Source organism: Vibrio makurazakiensis (genome assembly GCF_050337375.1).
GTDB lineage: Bacteria > Pseudomonadota > Gammaproteobacteria > Enterobacterales > Vibrionaceae > Vibrio > Vibrio makurazakiensis.
In genome coordinates, this window is record NZ_JAKJSW010000030.1 from 1 (window position 1) to 20,114 (window position 20,114).

A 20,114-nucleotide genomic window follows, 5' to 3' on the forward strand; every position below is an offset into this window, starting at 1 on the left:
GTCGCCTTGGTGAGCCATTACCTCACCAACTAGCTAATCCCACCTAGGCGTATCCGGTAGCACAAGGCCCGAAGGTCCCCTGCTTTGCTCCATAGAGATTATGCGGTATTAGCCATCGTTTCCAATGGTTATCCCCCTCTACCGGGCAACTTCCTAGGCATTACTCACCCGTCCGCCGCTCGACGCCCATTAAATCATCCGAAGAATCAATAATGTCGTTTCCGCTCGACTTGCATGTGTTAGGCCTGCCGCCAGCGTTCAATCTGAGCCATGATCAAACTCTTCAATTTAAGATTTTGTCGGCTCAATGAATACTGACTTCAAAACTAWTATTTACCGAAGTAAACATGTAATTCTAAAGCTATTACCATTCCAACAGAATGGTAATGAATTGACTGTGCCAAATAACCRCTCTCTATAAAGAGAACAACTATTCGTATTGGTCACTCAGTTCATTGAAACCAAAGTCGATTTCCGAAGAAATCTTTTTTGATATCATCAACGAGTGCCCACACAGATTGATAGGTTTAAATTGTTAAAGAGCTTCTAGCGTTTTGTGATTTAAATCTCATTCGCTAGGGGTGCGTACTATACTCGCACCGAATTGAGAGTCAAGCGTTGTTTTCAACTTCTTTTCTCTCTACCGATTCGACTGTGTGACTTTCGTCTCACTCTGTGTCGGTGAGGCGGCATTATAGAGAGATGCCAAACAAGCGCAAGGGCTTTTTAGAAATTAAATTCCGTTCGCTCAAAACACCATCAAATCGGCATTTTTCGAATAAAAACTAAACATTTGAAACATATCACAGCAATATGTTGGAAAATTGCAAACCATAAACGTAAGATTCATGTGTCTATTTTGTTAATGGTAGATGCGTCTATTTCGTTTATTAAAATGTAGTATTCAAATATGAACTCTAAAAAATCAATGTTATTAATTGTCGCTACCGCTGTACTAGGTGGCATTGTTTTCTCTCAGGTGGAAATCTCGCCTGCAATCACCTTCGTTCTCGGTGTCTTGGCTTCCGCTTTTATCGCAAACCTTTCAAGCACTACGACAAAAACTGATTCTGAGCCTAAGGCTTCAACAAAAACGCTATATGTGGGTAACTTACCTTACAAGGCAAATGAATCTCATGTTCGTGAGTTGTTCTCTGAACACTCTGAAGTATTTGCCGTACGCTTAATGAAAGACAAACGTACAGGTAAAAGAAGAGGGTTTGGCTTTGTTGTTGTAGCAAGTGATGATGTTCAATCAGCTATCGCAGCACTTAACGATAAAGATTATATGCAACGAACCCTAAAAGTTCGCGTCGCAAATGATCCTAAACACCCTGAAGCGGATGAATCTGAACAGGGGTAAAACCTAACTGCTTCAAACTATGATTTAGCGCGCTCTCTTTTAAAGGGGGCGCACTACAAAAAATAATACTCTTCCCTTCGTTTCCTTCATCCCCAGCAACTACCGACATTAGTCCTTTCACTCTATTTGCTATTGCCTTCCCCGAATCAATTAAAGTTACATGACTCCCGAGTGCTTCTTGGATTTCTTCTTTTATCAAGGGGAAATGAGTACAACCTAAGACAGCCACATCTATATGGTGAATTAAAGGTTCTAGTATTTGTTTTAACTCTTCCGTGGAAATATCTTCGCCGCGTAGCTTATCTTCAGCTATATCAACTAAACGCGTTGAACCTAAAAGCTCTACGTTTTTATCACACGAAAAATCTTTTATTAGATCGTGGGTGTATTGACGTGTAATCGTTGCTGGCGTTGCTATTAACCCTACGGCCTTATTTGCAAGCATTGAAGCAGGTTTGATAGCAGGAACAACACCAACAATAGGAATAGAGTGTTGTTCTCTTAAAGTTGGTAAGACGATAGTGCTTGCTGTATTACAAGCGATAACAACGATATCAATACTATGAGAGGCAACAAAATTAGCGACTATTGCAGATACTCGCTCGATTAATCTCTTTGGGTTCAACTCACCATATGGATAAGCTTCATTATCAAAGGTATATACGTAGTTAAAGTGAGGCAGCTGCTTTTTTATCTCTAGGTAGACGGACAACCCACCTACACCTGAGTCAAAAACCAATACGTTTTTTGTTTGACGATCTGCCACTGCGCTTTCTCACTTATATATATTCAGGCAATGATACTCGCTCTACCCGCTTTCGCCAATCTATCCATGACTTCGTAATAACGCCTTGTAACGTTGATGTATAAAACGCTCCCCTACATCGATTTCTCTTTTGTCGATCTCAATAGAACCTTTAAAGCTAGGAGCTATAGTGACTAACGTATGAAACTCTCCATCTTCACCACAGGGGTCAACTCCTTCAGGTAAGCGATCCACCAGCTCTTGTGTATACTCTTTACCACAGAAACTACCATCAAGTTGACTTCCATCTACCGTCACTAAAAATGTGCGAATACCTCTTTGAATAATTTCATCGGCAAGTGTTTTACTACTTTCTCCCAATAATGGGAATACACACTCCCACCCCGCAGGCTCTATATAGCTTTTTCTGTAATCGGCAATACCATTACAAAACATATCACCAAATGCGACTGCATCAATTTCTAAGCCTGATTGTTGAAGTGCATTTACAATTGTTGATTGATAAACCTCGTTAGGTGGGAATACCTCGGGCAACTCGATTGTGATAAGCGGAAGACCAATTAACTGTGCCTGCATCTTTACCACTTCGATTGGTGTTACTTGGAATGGAACTTCGTCACCTACATAGGTTGTGTATAAACCAACGACTTTATAGTTTGGGTCTTCTAACAAACGTTCTAGCGCCAGAGTTGAGTCTTTTCCTGATGACCAACTTATAACAATGTTCTTTTGCATAAAGGAACCTAATAATAAAAAACCGCCCGAAGGCGGTTTGGATGATTAGAAATGGTAAGAACCTGTAAGCATCAGCTTGCGGCCATCACCTGGGTAATATGAACCCCAGTTATTTACGTTCGCTGGGTATTTTTCATCGAACACATTATCGACACGTAGACTAGCCGCCCAAACATCTTGGGTGAAGTTAACTGCAAGGTTACCTAACCAATATGCTGGTAGTTTATCTAGACTATTGGATGTATCACCGTCTTTAAATCGAGTACCCGTGTATATGCCCTCAACAAAAAATTGCCAGTTATATGTAATGTCATATGTTGCAAACGCTCGACCTGTATTTCGAGCTACCCAAGGTAATTTTTTACCTTTGTTATCCCCTGTTGAGAATTCAGCATCAATTAAGCTGTACTCCAATCCAAGTAGGACATCTTCAGTTGCATAAAAATCACCACTTACCGTGAGTCCATTTCTTTCAGAAGCATCTGCATTTACATTAGCACCGGTAAAGCTACCGCCAATTGGCGTTGGGGCGCTGCTATCAAAAATTATCTCATCTTCAAGTTGTAGGTTATATACATCCACTCTGACACTGTAGTTGTTTGCCGTTAGCCCCCAGCCACCTTCAATAGATTTGCCTGTTTGAGGTTTTAAGCCTAAGACACCCGGAGATGTATACGCCTGCTCGTCTATTTTGGCGAACCTAAAGTTGGTTTCACCCCTTAGGTAAATTCGCTGAGCTTGATTAATATTATAATTAAGGCCTAGTTCATATGCGTCTTGAGCTTCTGACAACTTTTCTTTGTTCGGGTAAATGGCTGCATCATATAGTTTATCTTCAACTGCACTATAGCGAGCACCAGTCGTAAGAGTTAACTTTTCAATTAGTGGGTAGTTCACTTGCCCAAAAACACTATAATTATCTTGCTCATTTGCACGATCAGTAGAAGATGATTTATAGGAATGGTCTCTATTTGCACCTTCTAAGCCAAGTAAAACATTACCTGTTCCTGAATCATTTGAAAATTGGTTTTCCAGCTTCAATGAGCCAAATAACTGCTTGCTATTACTTGTCGTTGAGCTCCCCCAAGCAGAACCTGAACCAGATGTGTTATCATAAATAACATCAGTTCCAAGCACCCACGAGTCACTTACTCCACGTTTATATCCTGCACGAATAGCTTTTGTTATGTCATGAGAATAATCAGTCGGATTAGCAGACCCTGCTTGAGTCGGGTCTTTTTTATATTGCTCTTCAGTCAAAGAACCCGCGTACTCTCTATTATTGTCATAATAGCTAGCTTCAGCAAAAAACTCCGTCGTATCCTGAGCATAGTTAACTCGACCTAAAACAGACCCACTCTCACGTGCGTTATGTTCTCGGTAATTGTCGCTATTATCTTGACTAGCACTAAAGAATAGACCCCAATGTTCATTGAGCTTTTTAGAAACATCAGCACTTCCAGCAAATGAATTAAAGCTACCAGCGCTCACAGATAGATTACCGCCATCTTCAGAAGAGTTCTTAGTAATAATATTAATCACACCTCCAACTGCTTGGTCGCCATATAGGACACCAGCACTACCAGACAAAATCTCTACTCTTTCTATCTGTGAAACAAGAATTGAACTAATTTGAGGGGCAGACAGATCTTGTTTATTGAGACGACGACCATCAACTAAGATAAGCGTATTATTTGCCGCTTGACCACCAGTAAAGCCACGCAACGAAAATGCAGGGCCACTATTAGTATCTGATACCTGAATTCCGGCTCTTGCTCTTAAAAGTGTATCAAGACTCTTCGCGCCACTAGCAGCAATATCATCAGATGTAATGACCGTAACGTTCGCAGGAATGTCATCAATCGAATTATTGAAGTCACTACGAGCTAAAACCACCATAGTTTCGTCAGCAGAGGTTTCTTGGGCGTGTAAATAAGAGATAGGTGAAAGCAGCGATGCTACAGCAATCGCCAAAAGGGATTTGTTCATGTTGTGATCCTAAATCGCGTAAATTCCTACCAAGTCATAACGGCATGACTTAGCTACTGGCAGGTATTCGGACTTAAGAGCACAACCTTATGGTTACCTTGTATACGACTTCCCGTCCAAAACTATGGATAGTGTCTTCTGAATACTCGTTCTCTTTTACCGCTGCGCGTCAGTTCTGGATTCACACCAGATTCCCTCTTCAGCCATCTATACTTCTATATTGGCACCAGCTTGGCGAGGATAGTATTAAGCTATTAATACTTTGTCTAGTTAAAGATTGATATTAGCTATAGTTTTTAAGACACGATTTGCCCAGATTTCACGACAGCACTGGACAAGTTCATAGGATTGAATAAAATCTGCGCTCTTGATTTGAACACACGACAGAAAAAGGCAACCCATGGCGACTTTAGATGTAAACCCACAACGCTACCAAGAGCAACTGACCGAAAAGACCGAGCGTCTAACGGAGATGTTTGCACAATACAATGTGCCTGAACTTGAAGTGTATGAATCTCCAGAGCAAAACTACCGCATGCGTGCTGAGTTTCGTGTTTGGCACGAAGGCGAAGACATGTACTACGTCATGTTCAATCAAGAAACCAAAGAAAAGTACCGCGTAGACCAATTCCCAGCAGCAAGTCGTTTGATCAATGATCTAATGCCATTACTGGTTGAGTCGATGAAAGACAACCCATCGCTACGACATAAGCTTTTCCAAGTCGATTTCCTTTCTACCCTTAGCGGTGAGATTTTGGTATCACTCCTTTACCACCGTCAACTGGGTGAGCAGTGGATCCAAGATGCTAAAGCACTGAAGCAGCAATTGAACGATGAAGGTTTTAACCTAAACCTAATTGGCCGTGCGCGTAAGATGAAAATCGTACTAGACCGCGACTACGTAATTGAAAAGTTGGATGTGAACGGTGACAGCTACATCTACCAACAAGTAGAAAACAGCTTTACTCAGCCAAACGGAAAAGTTGCTGAAAAGATGCTTGAGTGGGCAGTCGACTGTACTCAAGATAGCAAAGGTGACCTGCTAGAGCTTTACTGCGGTAACGGAAATTTTTCATTAGCGCTAGCACAAAACTTTGAACGCGTATTAGCAACAGAGCTAGCCAAGCCATCGGTTGAGTCTGCGCAATACAATATTGCAGCGAATAAAATCGAAAACGTCCAAATCATTCGCATGTCAGCAGAAGACTTTACTGTTGCTATGGAGGGGAAACGAGAGTTCCGTCGTTTACAGCAAGCGAACATCGATCTTAAAAGCTACCACTGCAACACTATCTTTGTTGATCCTCCGCGTTCAGGCATGGATGAAGATACGTGTAAGATGGTTCAAGGCTACGAGCGCATCATGTATATCTCGTGTAACCCTGATACGTTGAAAGACAATTTGGACATTTTGAGCCAAACACACAATATCACTCGCTTTGCTCTATTTGATCAATTCCCGTATACCCACCATATGGAAGCGGGCGTTTTCTTAGAAAGAAAAACTGAGATTTAGATAGAAGCTATCAATTGCAGAAAACGATAAATACAAAAAAACGAGCCATATGGCTCGTTTTTATTATTCGTCTATTTTGATTTTATTAAGCTGTCTTAGCAATAAAGCCTAGTTTTTTACCTACCCACGCTAACAGCAGCATTGCTACCATAATCGCAAAGAAGTTAGACCCGGCTTCTGGGTGCTGCGCTTTTACAAAAGCAGAGTGGCCAAATGCACCTACGAAGAAGCACGCCAAACCAACTAATGGAATATCTTCAGATACTGGGTTGTTTAGGTATTCTTGGTAAAGCGCTTGCACTGAAAGGACTAATGCAATCAGTGGAAAAATTGAGAAAGACACTTCGCTCATAGTTACCCATGATAATAAAGCATCACCACACATACCTGCGATAAGTGCTAGTACCAATGTTTTTCTTTCTGAGCCACGGTTCAGTGTATTGTTTTCTTTCGACATTATTCTATCCCGCCTTTTAATCGGTTACGTTCACGTTCTTTGCGATACCAATAAGCCCCTTTGGCCATCATTCGCAATTGCATGATCAATCGCTCCGCGAGTTCATCGCGTTCGCGTCGATCTAAATCTAATGCTTCTGCTCCAGAGTTAAATACCAATATCACCGATGCTTCCGCTTGGGTAAAAGCTTCTTCTCGGGTCGTGCCCGTTGTGATCAGGTATTCAGCCAACTCGGCAGAAAAGTGCTGAATTTCTCGAACAACTGCGGTACGAAACTCAAATGAGGTACCAGAGCGCTCTCTTAACAAAAGTCTAAATACGTTTGGGCTACTTTCAATGAATTCCATGAAAGTTTCCACTGAGGTTCGGATAACACTGCCTTCTTTAACTATGCGCTGTCTTGCCTGTCGCATCAATTGTCGAAGTAATAAACCGCCTTCATCAACCATAGTTAAACCGAGTTCATCCATGTCTTTAAAATGACGGTAGAAGGAAGTAGGTGCAATACCAGCCTCTCGGGCAACTTCTCTTAAGCTTAAGTTTGAAAAACTACGGTCGGCACTGAGTTGGCTAAAAGCAGCATCAATTAAGCTTCGGCGTGTTTTTTCTTTCTGCTGTGCGCGAATTCCCATCGGTTTCATACTTGATTCATGTCTTCTTTTTGATACAGCCTAAAAAGGTGTGTTAAATCCAATTTTCAATATAACGCGAATCCCTTCTTTATATAAGACATTCGAGATATATAAGACATTACAACGTCCTCTTTGTTCACGCCACGCAGTTAATACGTTCAATAAGTGAATTTCAATCATTCGACTGTAATTTGTAGACATACAGCATACCAAATGCTTATTTTGCGTGATTCTGCGTGATCCGATCCACTCTATAGTGCGCTTCTCATTTACCGACAGGTATAATCAGTTAAAATCTCGCTACAGCAATGTTAATCAAATATAACAAGGAAGATATCTATGCCACATTCAAACCACTTTGATGTGATCGTAATTGGTAGTGGCCCAGGCGGTGAAGGGTCAGCGATGGGATTAACCAAAGCCGGATTGAATGTCGCGATAATAGAAAAAGAATCGAGCGTTGGTGGCGGTTGTACCCACTGGGGTACTATTCCTTCAAAAGCTCTACGCCATGCCGTTAGTCGTATTATTGAATTCAACAGCAACCCACTATTTTGTAATAACAACACCAGTATCCACTCTACTTTTTCAAACATTCTTGGTCACGCTAAGTCGGTCATCGACAAGCAGACAAGACTTCGCCAAGGTTTCTACGACCGCAACTCTTGCTCTCTTATTTTTGGTACGGCCAAATTCACAGACACTCATACCGTGTCAGTAATGCAAAGTGATGGCACTGAAGAAATTTACACAGCGGATAAGTTTGTTATTGCTACAGGGTCTCGCCCGTACCAGCCAGATAATGTGGATTTCTTGCACGAGCGTATTTACGATAGTGATTCTATCCTTTCACTAAAACACGACCCTCAACACATCATTATTTATGGTGCTGGCGTTATCGGTTGTGAATACGCCTCTATCTTCCGTGGTTTAGGGGTAAAAACCGATCTGATTAACACTCGCGATCGTCTGCTTTCTTTCCTAGATAACGAAACTTCAGACGCGCTTTCTTACCACTTTTGGAACAGTGGTGTTGTTATCCGTAATGATGAGACTTTTGAGAAAATCGAAGGTACTGATGATGGTGTTGTCATTCACTTAGAGTCTGGCAAAAAAATGAAAGCCGACTGCATTCTTTACGCGAATGGACGAACGGGTAACACTGATAAACTGAATTTGGGAGCTGTTGGTTTAGAAGCCGATTCTCGTGGTCAGGTTGCCGTTAATAGCAACTACCAAACATCAATCGACCATGTCTATGCTGTAGGTGATGTAATTGGTTACCCTAGCCTTGCTAGTGCTGCTTATGACCAAGGTCGATTTGTTGCTCAAGCGATTGTTCACGGTAAAGCTGAGGGTTATCTAATTGAAGATATCCCAACAGGCATTTACACCATCCCAGAGATCAGCTCTGTAGGTAAAACAGAACAAGAGCTTACTGCTGCTAAAGTGCCTTATGAAGTAGGCCGAGCGTCATTTAAACACTTAGCTCGCGCGCAAATTGCCGGTAAAGACATTGGTAGCCTGAAAATTTTGTTCCATCGCGAAACGAAAGAGATACTTGGTATACATGTATTTGGTGAGCGTGCTGCTGAAATCATCCATATCGGACAAGCAATTATGGAACAAAAAGGCGAAGCTAATACCATTGAATACTTCGTTAATACCACTTTCAACTACCCGACAATGGCAGAAGCATACCGCGTTGCAGCGTTGAACGGACTGAACCGACTGTTCTAATAGATTTTGTTCCACCGATTAAATAAAAACAGCAAGCTAAATTAGCTTGCTGTTTTTATTTATAAATTAGACGGCTCTTCTAGAGTTTTCACCAACAGCTGATCTCCTGCCGTTACGCTAAAAACTCCCCCCTACGCCACTGAACAGCAAACAATATACCAAGTCCAACACCACGCATTCCCATAAAGCTAAGCATTGCTAGCCATAGTGCATGGTTTTGCCAATCTATAAACAAATAGAAAATAGCAAAAAAGCAGCAGGTCGCGATGAACATGCTATTACGCATCTCTTTACCTTTCGTTGCTCCAACAAAAATACCATCAAGTAAAAAACACCACATAGAAACAATAGGCATTGCCACCAGCCACAGCATATAAGCTGACGCTTGCTGCTGTACATTAGGAATAGTCGTGATCATCTGGATCAAATTCGATCCGAAGATATAGAAAGCGAATGTGAGTAGTAAACATGTGATAAGGCTCCAAAAGAAAGTGCCAATCAACGACTGGTTAAGCTCTTCTTTATTTTTCGCCCCAATCGCTTTGCCTACCATGGCTTCCATCGCATAAGCAAAACCATCCATGCCGTAGGAGATAATCATTAGAAAGCTCATCAATACTGCATTGGCTGCAACAATTTCATCGCCAAAGCTTGCACCTTGGAAAGTCATAAAAGTAAAAGTGGCCTGCAAGCACAAAGAGCGTAGAAAAATATCACGATTCAATTTCACAAATCGGCTCAAACCGTGAGTCGTTTGTGTAACTAACAATAAAGGTGAAGGTAGCTGCTTTCTATTCCACACACGCCACACGCACAATAAACCAAAGCTCATACCTGAGTAATCGGCAATAACCGAAGCCAAGGCAGCTCCTTCCACTTGCCAACCTAAGCCAATAACAAACAGTAAATCTAAAACGATGTTGGTTACGTTCGTGATGACCACCATCCACATTGGCGCTTTGGCATTTTGTGTTCCCAGTAACCAACCCAAGATAACAAAATTAGCTAAGGCAGCAGGCGCACTCCATGCTCGGATAGTAAAATATTGCTCAGCGTATTTCTTAACTTGCTCACTGGCATCGCTCAACGCAAAAATACTATCAGCAACAACCCCATGTAATAATAAAAATACGACCGCAAAGCCCAAAGCCATAGCTATACCTTGGACAAAGACCAAACCAAGCTGACTGCTATTATCGGCACCATAAGATTGGGCCGCTAAACCTGTTGTCGACATCCTTAAAAAGCCGAGTAGCCAAAAGGTCACACTGATCATCGTGCTACCTAACGCTACCCCACCTAAGTACCAAGCATGTTCTAGATGACCGATCACTGCCGCATCAACTAAGCCTAGTAGTGGCACAGTAATATTAGAAAGCACCATAGGGATGGCTAGCAATAATACGCGCTTGTGCATTGCCATATTAGATAAGATTTGAAGAATGGATTGGTTCACGAGCACCTCTTTAGTCGAGGTGGCAGTTTACCCTAGCCCAAATTATGGCACTACTACTTAGAGAAGAATGAACACTTACACTACGCCAGTTGTGCACCTTAACTACCATTTGATTTGGACTAATAAAGGAGTGAGACGTTTTTTGAATTGAGAAATTTTACATAGCCAACGCTGCCACAGTTTCCAACGGCTGCACTGCTGGTCAAGTGGAGAAAAAGACTTCACCCATTGAGCCCAAGGTAACCAGTTTAGAATTTTATCAGCAGGTGATTCCATACCATGTTGGTACTCGCCAGAACCAAGCTTTTGTCCCAAATAGGTCGAACTTTTATCTCCAGCTAAAACTAAGCAAGCTTGAGCATGTACAAAGTGGCGACTTAAGTTTTGAACAAATCGGGCGACTTGTTGTTCGGTACAGTCCAATAATGCGTGTTCACACACAATCATTACGGGTGCATCTTCCGGGATGGATAAAGAATCGAGCCAATCAATGTCTTCTACAGACCCACATTGAAGTTGGTAACGCTCATTCTTATGGAACAACCTTTGACGCCAGAGTAAATTTTCCGTGACGTCGAGTTCCACCCAATGACAGCGACCATTATCGATACGATAAAAACGTGTATCTAGCCCTGCGCCTACATTAATGATCCAAGCATCCGGATGAAGAGATAAGAATAGACGTATTTGAGAGTCGCATAACTGAGTCAAAGTAGCGTGCAGAAGTTGCTGCTGATCGACATCACCTGATAGGCATTCGGGAGCTAGTTGGCAGCGAGTACATGCCTGAGCAGCAATAGGATCGTAAACTAAACCATTATCAACCAAGCTTTCTCGGCTACGAAACCATAGAGGCTGAACCAAATTAGCAGGAACTTGATACTCACGTTGGGGAGTTTTTAGTTTTGCTTGCTCTTGAGCTGGGTTAGTTTGGCGGGGCATCTTCATCTTCCTTATGTCACCATGAGGAAGATGATAATGAATATCAATTACAACTTCAAGCTATTGAGAATGAATATCAGTCAGAAGTTGAGCTATGATATTACATCCAGTCAGTATTACGAATAATACCCACAGCAATACCTTCTATTGCAAGGTGCTGTGATTGTAGATCGACTTGAATTGGCGAGAACTCTTCATTTTCAGCATGAAGTAAAACAGTCGCACCTTTACGCTCTAGTCTTTTTACTGTCACGTCATCATCGACACGCGCAACCACAACTTGACCATCACGTACATCTTGAGTCTTGTGTACAGCAAGTAAGTCGCCATCCATAATACCGATGTCTTTCATACTTTCGCCATTTACGCGCAGTAGGAAATCAGCTTGCGGCTTAAACATACCAGGATCAACTTGATAATGTGCCTCGACATGCTCTTGAGCAAGAATTGGCTCACCAGCAGCGACTTGGCCGATCAGTGGAAGCCCTTGGTCATCATTCGCTGCATCTTCAAGAAGGATACGAATACCACGAGATGCTCCCGGAATAATTTCAATCGCTTCTTTACGAGCAAGTGCTTTTAAATGTTCTTCTGCTGCATTAGCAGAACGGAAGCCAAGTTCACGTGCGATTTCTGCACGAGTCGGTGGCATTCCGGAATCTTCAATCTTACGCTTAATAAGATCGAAAACCTGTTGCTGGCGGGGCGTTAACGGCTTCATGAGTCACCTGTCTTTTTATACAGTTAACTGTGAGTATATCCAGTAATAGGACAAAAGCAAAGCAATTGGTTGTTTTTTAATTCATTTTGCTTTTTCTATAAGAAAAGAATCTCTACCCATATATACCCAGCCAAGATCATACAGACAAATACTGCTGCCGACCCCGTATCTTTCGCGACGCCCGCTAATTCATGATGTTCTGTGCCTACTCTATCCACCACAGCTTCGATGGCTGTGTTAATCAACTCCATAACCATAATCAACACTATGGACGCAATCATAAGAATGCGTTCGATCTGGCTCACCTCTAAATAAAAGGCTATCGGGATTAACACTATGGCGAGATAAATTTCCTGCCGGAATGCTGCTTCATTTTTAAACGCTGACTTGAGACCTTGCCACGAAAAGCCAGCAGCCTTATATATCCGTTTGAAACCTTGGTTCGTTTTTTTTGTCATATTTGATTCTATACTCAATCAGATGGTGAATACTTTTCTACAAACTTAACCCTAATATGACTAAATCCATTAAAAGGTTAGACCAGTTTCTGGTATATTCTTGCATCGCTTAATTTTACGCCTAGGCCTATCTCTATTTTACACTGAGGTTTATTAACCATCGTTAAAAACAGAGGTGCGCTTAAGCCACTTGAAATCATTATTGAGGCTGTGAACCTTTATGTCTTCTGGACAAGCTTTTTCACGTTCATTACTAAAGTTACCATTATCAATGCTAGTAAAAGGAACGTCGATTCCTTCTAATCCTATTGAAGATCATAGTATTGATATCAACAAACCGATTGTCTACGCACTTCCATTTCGTTCTGCTGTGGACTTGCTCACATTGCAGAAGCACGCATTAGAATTAGGCCTTCCCGATCCGCTAACACCTTTAGAGATCAACGGAAGCCAATATCAGCGTTATGTATTTATTTCATCTCGACCAACCTTGGTACAAGATGATCAATCAGTGCCTAGCTCATCTATTGCTGCATTTACTGATTTACTTCAACTGCACAACCAAGATGCAGGATTAGACGTACAAGTAATTCCTGCAACTGTACTGTGGGGAAGAAAGCCTGGTAAAGAATCCAAAGAAAAACCTTATCTGCAACCGATGAATGGCTTACAGAAAGCTCAAACGGTTATCGTTGCGGGTCGCGATTGCTTAGTCCGCTTTAGCCCAGTCGTATCTCTGCGTTATATGGCTGACTCTCACGGGACAGATAGCTCAATCGCACACAAGCTAGCGCGAGTTGCACGCATTCACTTTTCTCGTCAAAAGCTGGCTACATCTGGGCCAAGTTTACCAAGTCGCCAAGCATTATTTGATCGCCTACTAAAATCAGAAGCGATTAAAAAAGCAATTGAAGATGAAGCTAGTTCGAAGAACATCTCTATCGAGAAAGCGAATAAAGAAGCGCAAGCCATCATGGATGAGATTGCTGCTGACTTCTCTTATTCTTTAATTAAGCGTGGCTCTAAACTTTTAGGTTGGCTGTGGAATAAACTGTATCAAGGCTTAAATATCAACAATGCCTCGACAGTACGAAAACTAGCACAAGACGGCCATGAGATCGTTTACGTGCCCTGCCACCGTAGCCATATGGATTACTTGCTACTTTCGTATGTGTTGTACAACGAAGGGATGGTTCCTCCTCATATTGCTGCGGGTATCAACCTGAACTTCTTCCCTGCTGGTCCTCTATTCCGCCGTGGGGGTGCTTTCTTTATTCGCCGTAGTTTTAAAGGCAATAAACTGTATTCAACAATTTTCCGTGAATACCTAGCAGAGCTCTTCGCTAAAGGTTATTCGGTAGAATACTTCAGTGAAGGTGGTCGTTCACGTACTGGTCGATTACTTCAAGCGAAGACCGGCATGTTAGCGATGACCATTCAAGCGATGCTGCGTGGCCTAAACCGTCCAGTAACCTTAGTTCCTGTTTACATTGGCTATGAGCATGTGATGGAAGTAAGTACTTACGCTAAAGAGCTACGTGGTCAGCGTAAAGAAAAAGAGAACGCAGGATTAGTGCTTCGAACCCTACGTAAGCTGCGTAACTTCGGGCAAGGCTACGTTAACTTTGGTGAGCCTATTCCACTGAACCAATACCTTAATGAACATGCTCCAGAGTGGACTCAAGATATCGACCCAATGGGTTCGACAAAACCACAATGGATGACACCTGTTGTTAATGGTCTGGCAACTAAGATGATGACCCACATTAATGATGCGGCAGCCACTAACGCATTGACTTTATGTGCTACGGCTTTGGTTGCGTCACGTCAGCGCGCTTTGTCTCGTGATTCACTTGTGTCTCAAATCGAAAGTTACTTATCGATTTTAAAGAACGTGCCTTACTCGACAACTTATACCGTTCCAACTGACAGCGCTGAAGACTTAGTAAAACATGCAGAGTCATTAGATAAGTTCATTATCGAGTCTGACACTATGGGCGATATTATTTCACTAGACCGTCATCAGTCGATTCTAATGACCTACTATCGCAACAACATCATTCACTTGTTTGCACTGCCATCATTGATTGCACAAATCGTGGTACGTAATCGAGAAGTCACGTTGGAGCAAATTCAGAAAAATGTAGCGACCATTTATCCTTTCTTAAAAACAGAGCTATTCCTTAGCTACGAGGAAGATAAACTCGACTCTGTTGTGAATAATATTATTGAAGAGTTAGTGTCTCAGGAAATGCTGCTAATCAATGGTGATGCCATCAGTATGAACCAAGCCAACAACCAAACGTTGATGTTATTGGGACGTACGATTTCAGAAACACTACAGCGCTACTCAATCGCTCTGAACCTACTTTCTGAAAATCCAGAGCTGGATAAATCAGACTTGGAGAAAAAGAGTCAAGACATTGCTCAGCGCCTTGGTCGTCTACACGGCATCAACGCTCCAGAGTTCTTTGATAAAGGCGTATTCTCTGCGTTATTTAATACCTTGAAGCAGCAGCAATATCTAGATAATGATGGGAATTGTGACTTAGAAAAAACGAAGCAATTTGCCAGCATCCTGTATTCGATGCTCGACTCTGAAATTCATTTGACGATTCATGAAAGTATCCATCAAGCAGACTAGTTCATTTATATAGTCAGCTACGAATAAAAAAGGCATCCAATTGGATGCCTTTTCTTTTGTCTGTCACTCGCCGATTTGATTTACCAGAACGCGACCAGCAAACCAGCTGTAATCGCCATTCCTACATAATTATTATTCAGGAAAGCTTGGAAACATAAATCTCGTTCGCGATGACGAATTAGGTGCTGTTGATACACAAATAAACTACCAACCACCAGCAAGCTCCAATAGAAGCTATCACCTAACTGATATTCCATTCCCAACACAATCAACATTGCTAAAGTGATGAGCTGTAAAACACCGATGATCATTTTATCAAAGCGACCAAATAGAATTGCGGTGGATTTTATGCCTATGTTCAAGTCATCATCACGGTCGACCATGGCATATTGAGTATCGTAAGCAATGGTCCATAACGCATTAATCACAAAGATGAACCAAACAATATTAGGGAGTTCGTTGGTTTGCGCAGCCCATGCCATTGGAATAGCCCAACTGAATGCAAGCCCAAGAAACAATTGCGGTAAATGAGTAAAGCGCTTCATAAATGGGTAAATGAAAGCTAATACAATACCCGCGAAAGACAACTTGATGGTCAACGGGTTCATGGTCAGCACCAATAGAAATGACACAACACCGAGTATAAGAAAAAGTACGATCGCTTCTTTACTGGTGACAGCACCAGAAGGTAAAGGGCGCAGCTTAGTTCGCTTTACATGCCCATCCACCTTTCTATCAGCAAAGTCATTAATCACGCAGCCCGCAGCTCGCATAAAAATAACACCAAGTGTAAAGACGACTAGTACATCAAGACTTGGCATTCCTTCTGCTGCTACAACAAGTGCCCATAAGGTCGGCCATAATAATAATAATGTACCAATGGGCCGGTCCATACGCATCAGTTGCAAATACGCTCTGGCTTTTACAGCAAGCATCTACACTCTCTCCTTAGAGTAAATCGGGGAAGTGGGTAAGAACAACTCAGCCACTAGCATAGGTTTGTGATTCATCCATAATCGAGAGCGACGTGCTAATAGCAATCCATGTTCACTTTCGACCCAACCTACTTGTAACGCATCACGCTTCACGCTCTCTGCACTGAACACGGTTAAACCCAATGGGATTTCACCTTGTTGCGAGAGATCATGATGTTGGTTTTGTAACGTCTCTTTTGGAATCAGTGTTCTTCCAACAACCCAAGGTTGGTTATCACCTTGCAGCACAACCTCTCGTAATAAGCAGTCGGATGATGACAATAACTGTGTTTCATCGCTTTTTAAGCTACCCTTTTCAAGAGTATGGTTGTGCAGAAGCTCAACAGATAAATGTTGGCAGCAGGCACCTAAACGGCGAGACAGAGATCCTTGTTCCATCAACCATTGCTTAGCCGATTCACTTGGAAATATAAAATTTTCGGTACTTTGCCAATCTACATTCGATAAAGAATGTAGATAAGGCGATATCAACTGATTCATACTAGTATTCAATAAATGGCTTTACACGTACAATAAAGCTTCAACTTTTGGTCTAATTAAACCGAAAGTCATGTTATATCTGTATATAGATTTAGACCGTTCATTGTACCAAGACAAACGCGTTTCGAATATCGCGATTAAACTAAAGAAAAGTCAAAAATATGCACAAACGTTATGTAACCCAAGTATTTCTAGCGATTAGCTTACTTTTTTCGCTACCAAGTTTTGCAGAAGAAGAGAATGCAGCCCCTAAAGCCGCGTATTTCACGCTTGAGCCAGATCTAACAACAAACTTTTTCACCAAAGGGAAAAAGCTAGGTTACATCCAGGTGCGAATCGACATTATGGTCGCAAACAGCGCCGATCTAGGCTTAATAGAACTGCACCAGCCATTAATACGCGATGCTGTGGTCGAGTTACTGGGTAAGCAAAACGAAGATACCATAAAGTCACTTTCTGGCCGTGAAGACTTACGCAATATATTAGTCGATCGTCTCAATCAGATATTATTACCTGAAACAGGTAAAACGATTATTGCAGATTTGCTGTTTACTAAATATTTATACCAGTAATTCACTCATCTCTACTGAATAACACAGAAAAAGSGGCCAATAGCCGCTTTTTTCATTTCTCTTCACTGGGTTTAACTTCTAGGAAGTAGTCAGAGATAGATTAGGCCTCTTTTGAGGTGTACTTAGCTGAATCGATAAACGCTAAGCCAACACCAGCAGCCAACCCAGCCAAGTGAGCAGTATTGGCAATCGCCATAAATGGCTGAACATATCCCAACACTAACCAAACCAGCATAAAACCAACGATAGGTTTTTGAATAGCAAGCCCAAGTTGTGGAGCCTTTGTGCCGACAACCCAAAGGTAACCAACCAGTGCGTACACAACGCCAGATAGGCCGCCAAAGTTTGCCCCTTCAATCCAGTACTGACCAGCCCCTGATAATGCGGAAGACACAACAAAAATCTGAAGCAGCTTAAGGCTACCTAGCTTTTTCTCAATATCTCCACCCAGTTGCCACCACCACAAAATATTAAAAGCAATATGCATCGCTGAAAAATGCAGTAACGCATGGCTTAACCACCGCCAAACCTGCCATTGTTGGCCGTCTATAGCTGGGAAATGTAATGCTGAGAATATTGATCTACCGAAACCCACTTGCTGAAGCAAAAAGACCACAACACAGATGAGCATCAAGCTTAGCGTGACAGGGCCAGCTTTGGCTTTTAGCATATTCCAGAAACTTGGCGTGTGATAACTAAAGTTATTCTGTCGAGTTTCAGCCATATCCCAAGAAGCAGCTTGATAGCGCGGGTGCCTAGGCTCAGATAGAAAACGTTTTAGTTCTGCCTCGGCTTCAACCTGAAGCTGACTGTCCGTTAACCACAAAGCAAACTGTCCGCTGCCTTCAGGCGCCATTTTCAGCTCAATGTTACGGGAAGCCATATAGTCAATAAATGCCTGCCCTAGCCTCGGGTTATCTAACGAAATCAGTCTTATCATAGTTTTTCTATCCAGTGATCACCGGTAACTCTGCGCGATGCCATGCTTCAAAGCCACCATCAACGCTGTATACCTCTTCAAAGCCTTGGTTTACTAAATACTGTGCCGCACCTTGACTGCTAATACCGTGGTAACACATCACCAGTACAGGCTGTTCAAATTCTACCTCATCCATAAACGAAACCATGGTGTCATTGGTCAAATGAAAGGCTGTTTGTGGGTGTGCTACAGCAAAAGATTGCGGGTCTCGAATATCCACTAATCTTGCTTCTTTTTCTTCGATTAAAGCGTGAGCGCCTTGAACATCAATGTGTTTAAACTGGTCCATTACTTTCTCATTTTATAGACATTATTATTTGGTGCCATTGTAACCTATCCCAAGACGAACAATCACATCCAGTTATTAAGGTTATCCACCAGTGATCACTTTTACACCATTTGTGGATAAGTTTGTGGATTGCGTGAATAAAGTATTTTTTAGAAGATCGATCCACAACATATAGTGATGATCCTGATCTAGCTGTGGGTTAGTAGAAAAGTATCCCCACAGGTCAAAAGCTCTCTTAGCCTTACTACACCCTACTTTTAGACAACTGGTAAATAAATACCTCACAGAGTTACCCACAGGCAACTGGTTATAATTCCGATCATATCCGGTCACTTTTCGATCCAAACAAAAAAGCCGAGATCTCTCGATCTCGGCTTTCTTTAAATTTAGTGCTGTATTTACGTTTTAGAACTCGCCCACTGCTGTTTTCAGCTTCTTCATCGCATTCTTTTCTAACTGTCGAACACGCTCAGCAGAAATGCCATAAGTTTCAGCTAATTCTTGCAACGTTGCTTTCTGGTCGTCTAACCAACGAGAGCGAACAATATGCTGGCTACGATCATCTAGGCTTTTCAATGCAAGACCTAAACGATTATTCGTATGAGACTCCCAGTTAGACGCTTCAACAGTATCTGCAACATCAGAAGCTTTATCTTCTAAGTAGTAAACTGGAGCCGTATAAGCCGAACTAGAATCATCATCGTCCATTGGCGCTTCAAACGTTGCATCTTGAGCCGCTAAACGCGATTCCATTTCACGAACTTCTGAAGGTTCTACACCCAGTTCGCGAGCAACCGTTTCAACTTCACCGTTATTGAACCAACCTAAACGCTTTTTAGACTTACGTAAGTTAAAGAACAATTTGCGTTGTGCTTTAGTTGTCGCAATCTTAACGATACGCCAATTACGTAGTACATACTCATGGATCTCAGCTTTAATCCAGTGAACAGCAAATGAAACCAGTCTTACACCCACTTCAGGGTTAAAACGCTTCACTGCCTTCATTAGGCCAATATTGCCTTCCTGAACTAAGTCTGCCATTGGAAGTCCGTAGCCTGAGTAACCTCTTGCCACGTGAACAACGAATCGAAGATGTGAAAGGATCAACCCTTTCGCTGCATCGATCTCACCTTTGTAATGTAATCGCTCTGCTAGTTCACGCTCCTCTTCAGGCTTCAGCATTGGGTAGCTGTTCGCTGAGCGGATATAGCTATCTAAACTATCTTGTGTGACTAAAGCCATTTGATACGCTTGGTTTGCCATTCATTTCCTCATCAATCTCTGATCTGGAGTAGTACTTACTTGTATTAAAACCCATCAATCTTGAACCTAAAATGAACAAGATTCAAGAAGGGGGAAGCAATTATGCATAATCAAATC

19 protein-coding genes, 1 rRNA gene and 1 riboswitch are annotated in these 20,114 nt (G+C 42.0%); of the genes, 5 read left to right on the forward strand and 15 right to left on the reverse strand.

From position 1 onward, the window contains the following. A 16S ribosomal RNA gene (locus L4C33_RS04970) occupies positions 1–290 on the reverse strand; the annotation flags it as partial. Positions 291–910: 620 nt separating this feature from the next. Here L4C33_RS04970 and L4C33_RS04975 point away from each other — a divergent pair. Then, complete coding sequence (locus tag L4C33_RS04975) at positions 911–1,363, forward strand: RNA recognition motif domain-containing protein (protein WP_428811345.1); 453 nt, start codon at positions 911–913, stop codon at positions 1,361–1,363. Here L4C33_RS04975 and murI read toward each other — a convergent pair. Genes murI through L4C33_RS04990 form a run of 3 tightly spaced genes read right to left on the reverse strand, consistent with a single transcriptional unit; the run spans position 1,326 to position 4,853 of the window. Further along, positions 1,326–2,129: a glutamate racemase gene (murI, locus tag L4C33_RS04980; RefSeq protein ID WP_428811346.1), complete on the reverse strand. Its 804-nt coding sequence runs from the start codon at positions 2,127–2,129 to the stop codon at positions 1,326–1,328. The two genes, L4C33_RS04975 and murI, sit on opposite strands and share 38 nt — an antisense overlap. 60 nt (positions 2,130–2,189) lie before the next feature. Beyond that, the gene (locus L4C33_RS04985; RefSeq protein WP_428811347.1) at positions 2,190–2,864 is read right to left on the reverse strand and encodes a Dph6-related ATP pyrophosphatase; all 675 of its coding nucleotides are present in this window, start codon (positions 2,862–2,864) and stop codon (positions 2,190–2,192) included. A 45-nt stretch (positions 2,865–2,909) separates the two neighbouring features. Further along, entirely contained in the window at positions 2,910–4,853 is a 1,944-nt protein-coding gene (locus tag L4C33_RS04990; protein ID WP_428811348.1) for a TonB-dependent receptor, read from the reverse strand. Positions 4,854–4,894: 41 nt separating this feature from the next. Further along, positions 4,895–5,100, reverse strand: a riboswitch (cobalamin riboswitch). A gap of 153 nt (positions 5,101–5,253) precedes the next feature. On the opposite strand from L4C33_RS04990, the gene trmA reads away from it, so the two are divergent. After that, positions 5,254–6,369, forward strand: a complete 1,116-nt coding sequence (gene trmA / locus L4C33_RS04995; RefSeq protein ID WP_428811349.1) for a tRNA (uridine(54)-C5)-methyltransferase TrmA — start codon at positions 5,254–5,256, stop codon at positions 6,367–6,369. A gap of 85 nt (positions 6,370–6,454) precedes the next feature. Here the strand turns inward: trmA and L4C33_RS05000 are convergent, their stop codons facing one another. Beyond that, positions 6,455–6,826 (reverse strand): YijD family membrane protein, encoded by a 372-nt coding sequence (locus L4C33_RS05000; protein ID WP_428811350.1) that lies wholly within the window; start codon positions 6,824–6,826, stop codon positions 6,455–6,457. Then, positions 6,826–7,467, reverse strand: coding sequence for an HTH-type transcriptional repressor FabR (fabR, locus tag L4C33_RS05005; protein WP_428811351.1), 642 nt, complete (start codon positions 7,465–7,467; stop codon positions 6,826–6,828). The genes L4C33_RS05000 and fabR overlap by 1 nt, the downstream gene beginning before the upstream one ends. Positions 7,468–7,797: 330 nt before the next feature. Here fabR and sthA point away from each other — a divergent pair, with 330 nt between their 5' ends. Further along, on the forward strand, positions 7,798–9,198 hold the full coding sequence (gene sthA, locus L4C33_RS05010) for a Si-specific NAD(P)(+) transhydrogenase (protein WP_428811352.1): 1,401 nt from the start codon (positions 7,798–7,800) through the stop codon (positions 9,196–9,198). Positions 9,199–9,310: 112 nt separating this feature from the next. On the opposite strand, the gene dinF is transcribed toward sthA, so the two are convergent. The 4 genes from dinF to L4C33_RS05030 all read right to left on the reverse strand — a co-directional run bounded on the left by dinF (position 9,311) and on the right by L4C33_RS05030 (position 12,775). Then, positions 9,311–10,615, reverse strand: coding sequence for an MATE family efflux transporter DinF (gene dinF, locus L4C33_RS05015; RefSeq protein ID WP_428811396.1), 1,305 nt, complete (start codon positions 10,613–10,615; stop codon positions 9,311–9,313). Between the two features lie 141 nt (positions 10,616–10,756). Further along, on the reverse strand, positions 10,757–11,596 hold the full coding sequence (locus L4C33_RS05020; protein ID WP_428811353.1) for a class I SAM-dependent methyltransferase: 840 nt from the start codon (positions 11,594–11,596) through the stop codon (positions 10,757–10,759). A 100-nt stretch (positions 11,597–11,696) separates the two neighbouring features. Then, a complete protein-coding gene (gene lexA, locus L4C33_RS05025) occupies positions 11,697–12,317 on the reverse strand; it encodes a transcriptional repressor LexA (protein ID WP_428811354.1) in 621 nt (206 codons plus the stop codon). A gap of 95 nt (positions 12,318–12,412) precedes the next feature. After that, entirely contained in the window at positions 12,413–12,775 is a 363-nt protein-coding gene (locus L4C33_RS05030; protein WP_428811355.1) for a diacylglycerol kinase, read from the reverse strand. Between the two features lie 220 nt (positions 12,776–12,995). Here L4C33_RS05030 and plsB point away from each other — a divergent pair, with 220 nt between their 5' ends. Further along, positions 12,996–15,419: a glycerol-3-phosphate 1-O-acyltransferase PlsB gene (gene plsB / locus L4C33_RS05035; RefSeq protein ID WP_428811356.1), complete on the forward strand. Its 2,424-nt coding sequence runs from the start codon at positions 12,996–12,998 to the stop codon at positions 15,417–15,419. A gap of 80 nt (positions 15,420–15,499) precedes the next feature. On the opposite strand, the gene ubiA is transcribed toward plsB, so the two are convergent. Further along, on the reverse strand, positions 15,500–16,354 hold the full coding sequence (gene ubiA, locus L4C33_RS05040; protein WP_428811357.1) for a 4-hydroxybenzoate octaprenyltransferase: 855 nt from the start codon (positions 16,352–16,354) through the stop codon (positions 15,500–15,502). Beyond that, entirely contained in the window at positions 16,355–16,894 is a 540-nt protein-coding gene (locus L4C33_RS05045) for a chorismate lyase (protein WP_428811358.1), read from the reverse strand. It abuts the gene before it with no gap. 161 nt (positions 16,895–17,055) lie between these two features. Between L4C33_RS05045 and L4C33_RS05050 the strand changes: the two genes are divergently transcribed. Then, a complete protein-coding gene (locus tag L4C33_RS05050; RefSeq protein WP_428811359.1) occupies positions 17,056–17,466 on the forward strand; it encodes a flagellar basal body-associated protein FliL in 411 nt (136 codons plus the stop codon). A 100-nt stretch (positions 17,467–17,566) separates the two neighbouring features. Here L4C33_RS05050 and glpG read toward each other — a convergent pair whose 3' ends face one another. The 3 genes from glpG to rpoH all read right to left on the reverse strand — a co-directional run bounded on the left by glpG (position 17,567) and on the right by rpoH (position 19,997). Beyond that, entirely contained in the window at positions 17,567–18,406 is an 840-nt protein-coding gene (gene glpG, locus L4C33_RS05055) for a rhomboid family intramembrane serine protease GlpG (RefSeq protein ID WP_428811360.1), read from the reverse strand. A 7-nt stretch (positions 18,407–18,413) separates the two neighbouring features. Further along, a complete protein-coding gene (gene glpE, locus L4C33_RS05060) occupies positions 18,414–18,734 on the reverse strand; it encodes a thiosulfate sulfurtransferase GlpE (RefSeq protein WP_428811361.1) in 321 nt (106 codons plus the stop codon). A 405-nt stretch (positions 18,735–19,139) separates the two neighbouring features. Continuing rightward, complete coding sequence (gene rpoH, locus L4C33_RS05065; RefSeq protein WP_428811362.1) at positions 19,140–19,997, reverse strand: RNA polymerase sigma factor RpoH; 858 nt, start codon at positions 19,995–19,997, stop codon at positions 19,140–19,142. Positions 19,998–20,114 lie beyond the last annotated feature (117 nt).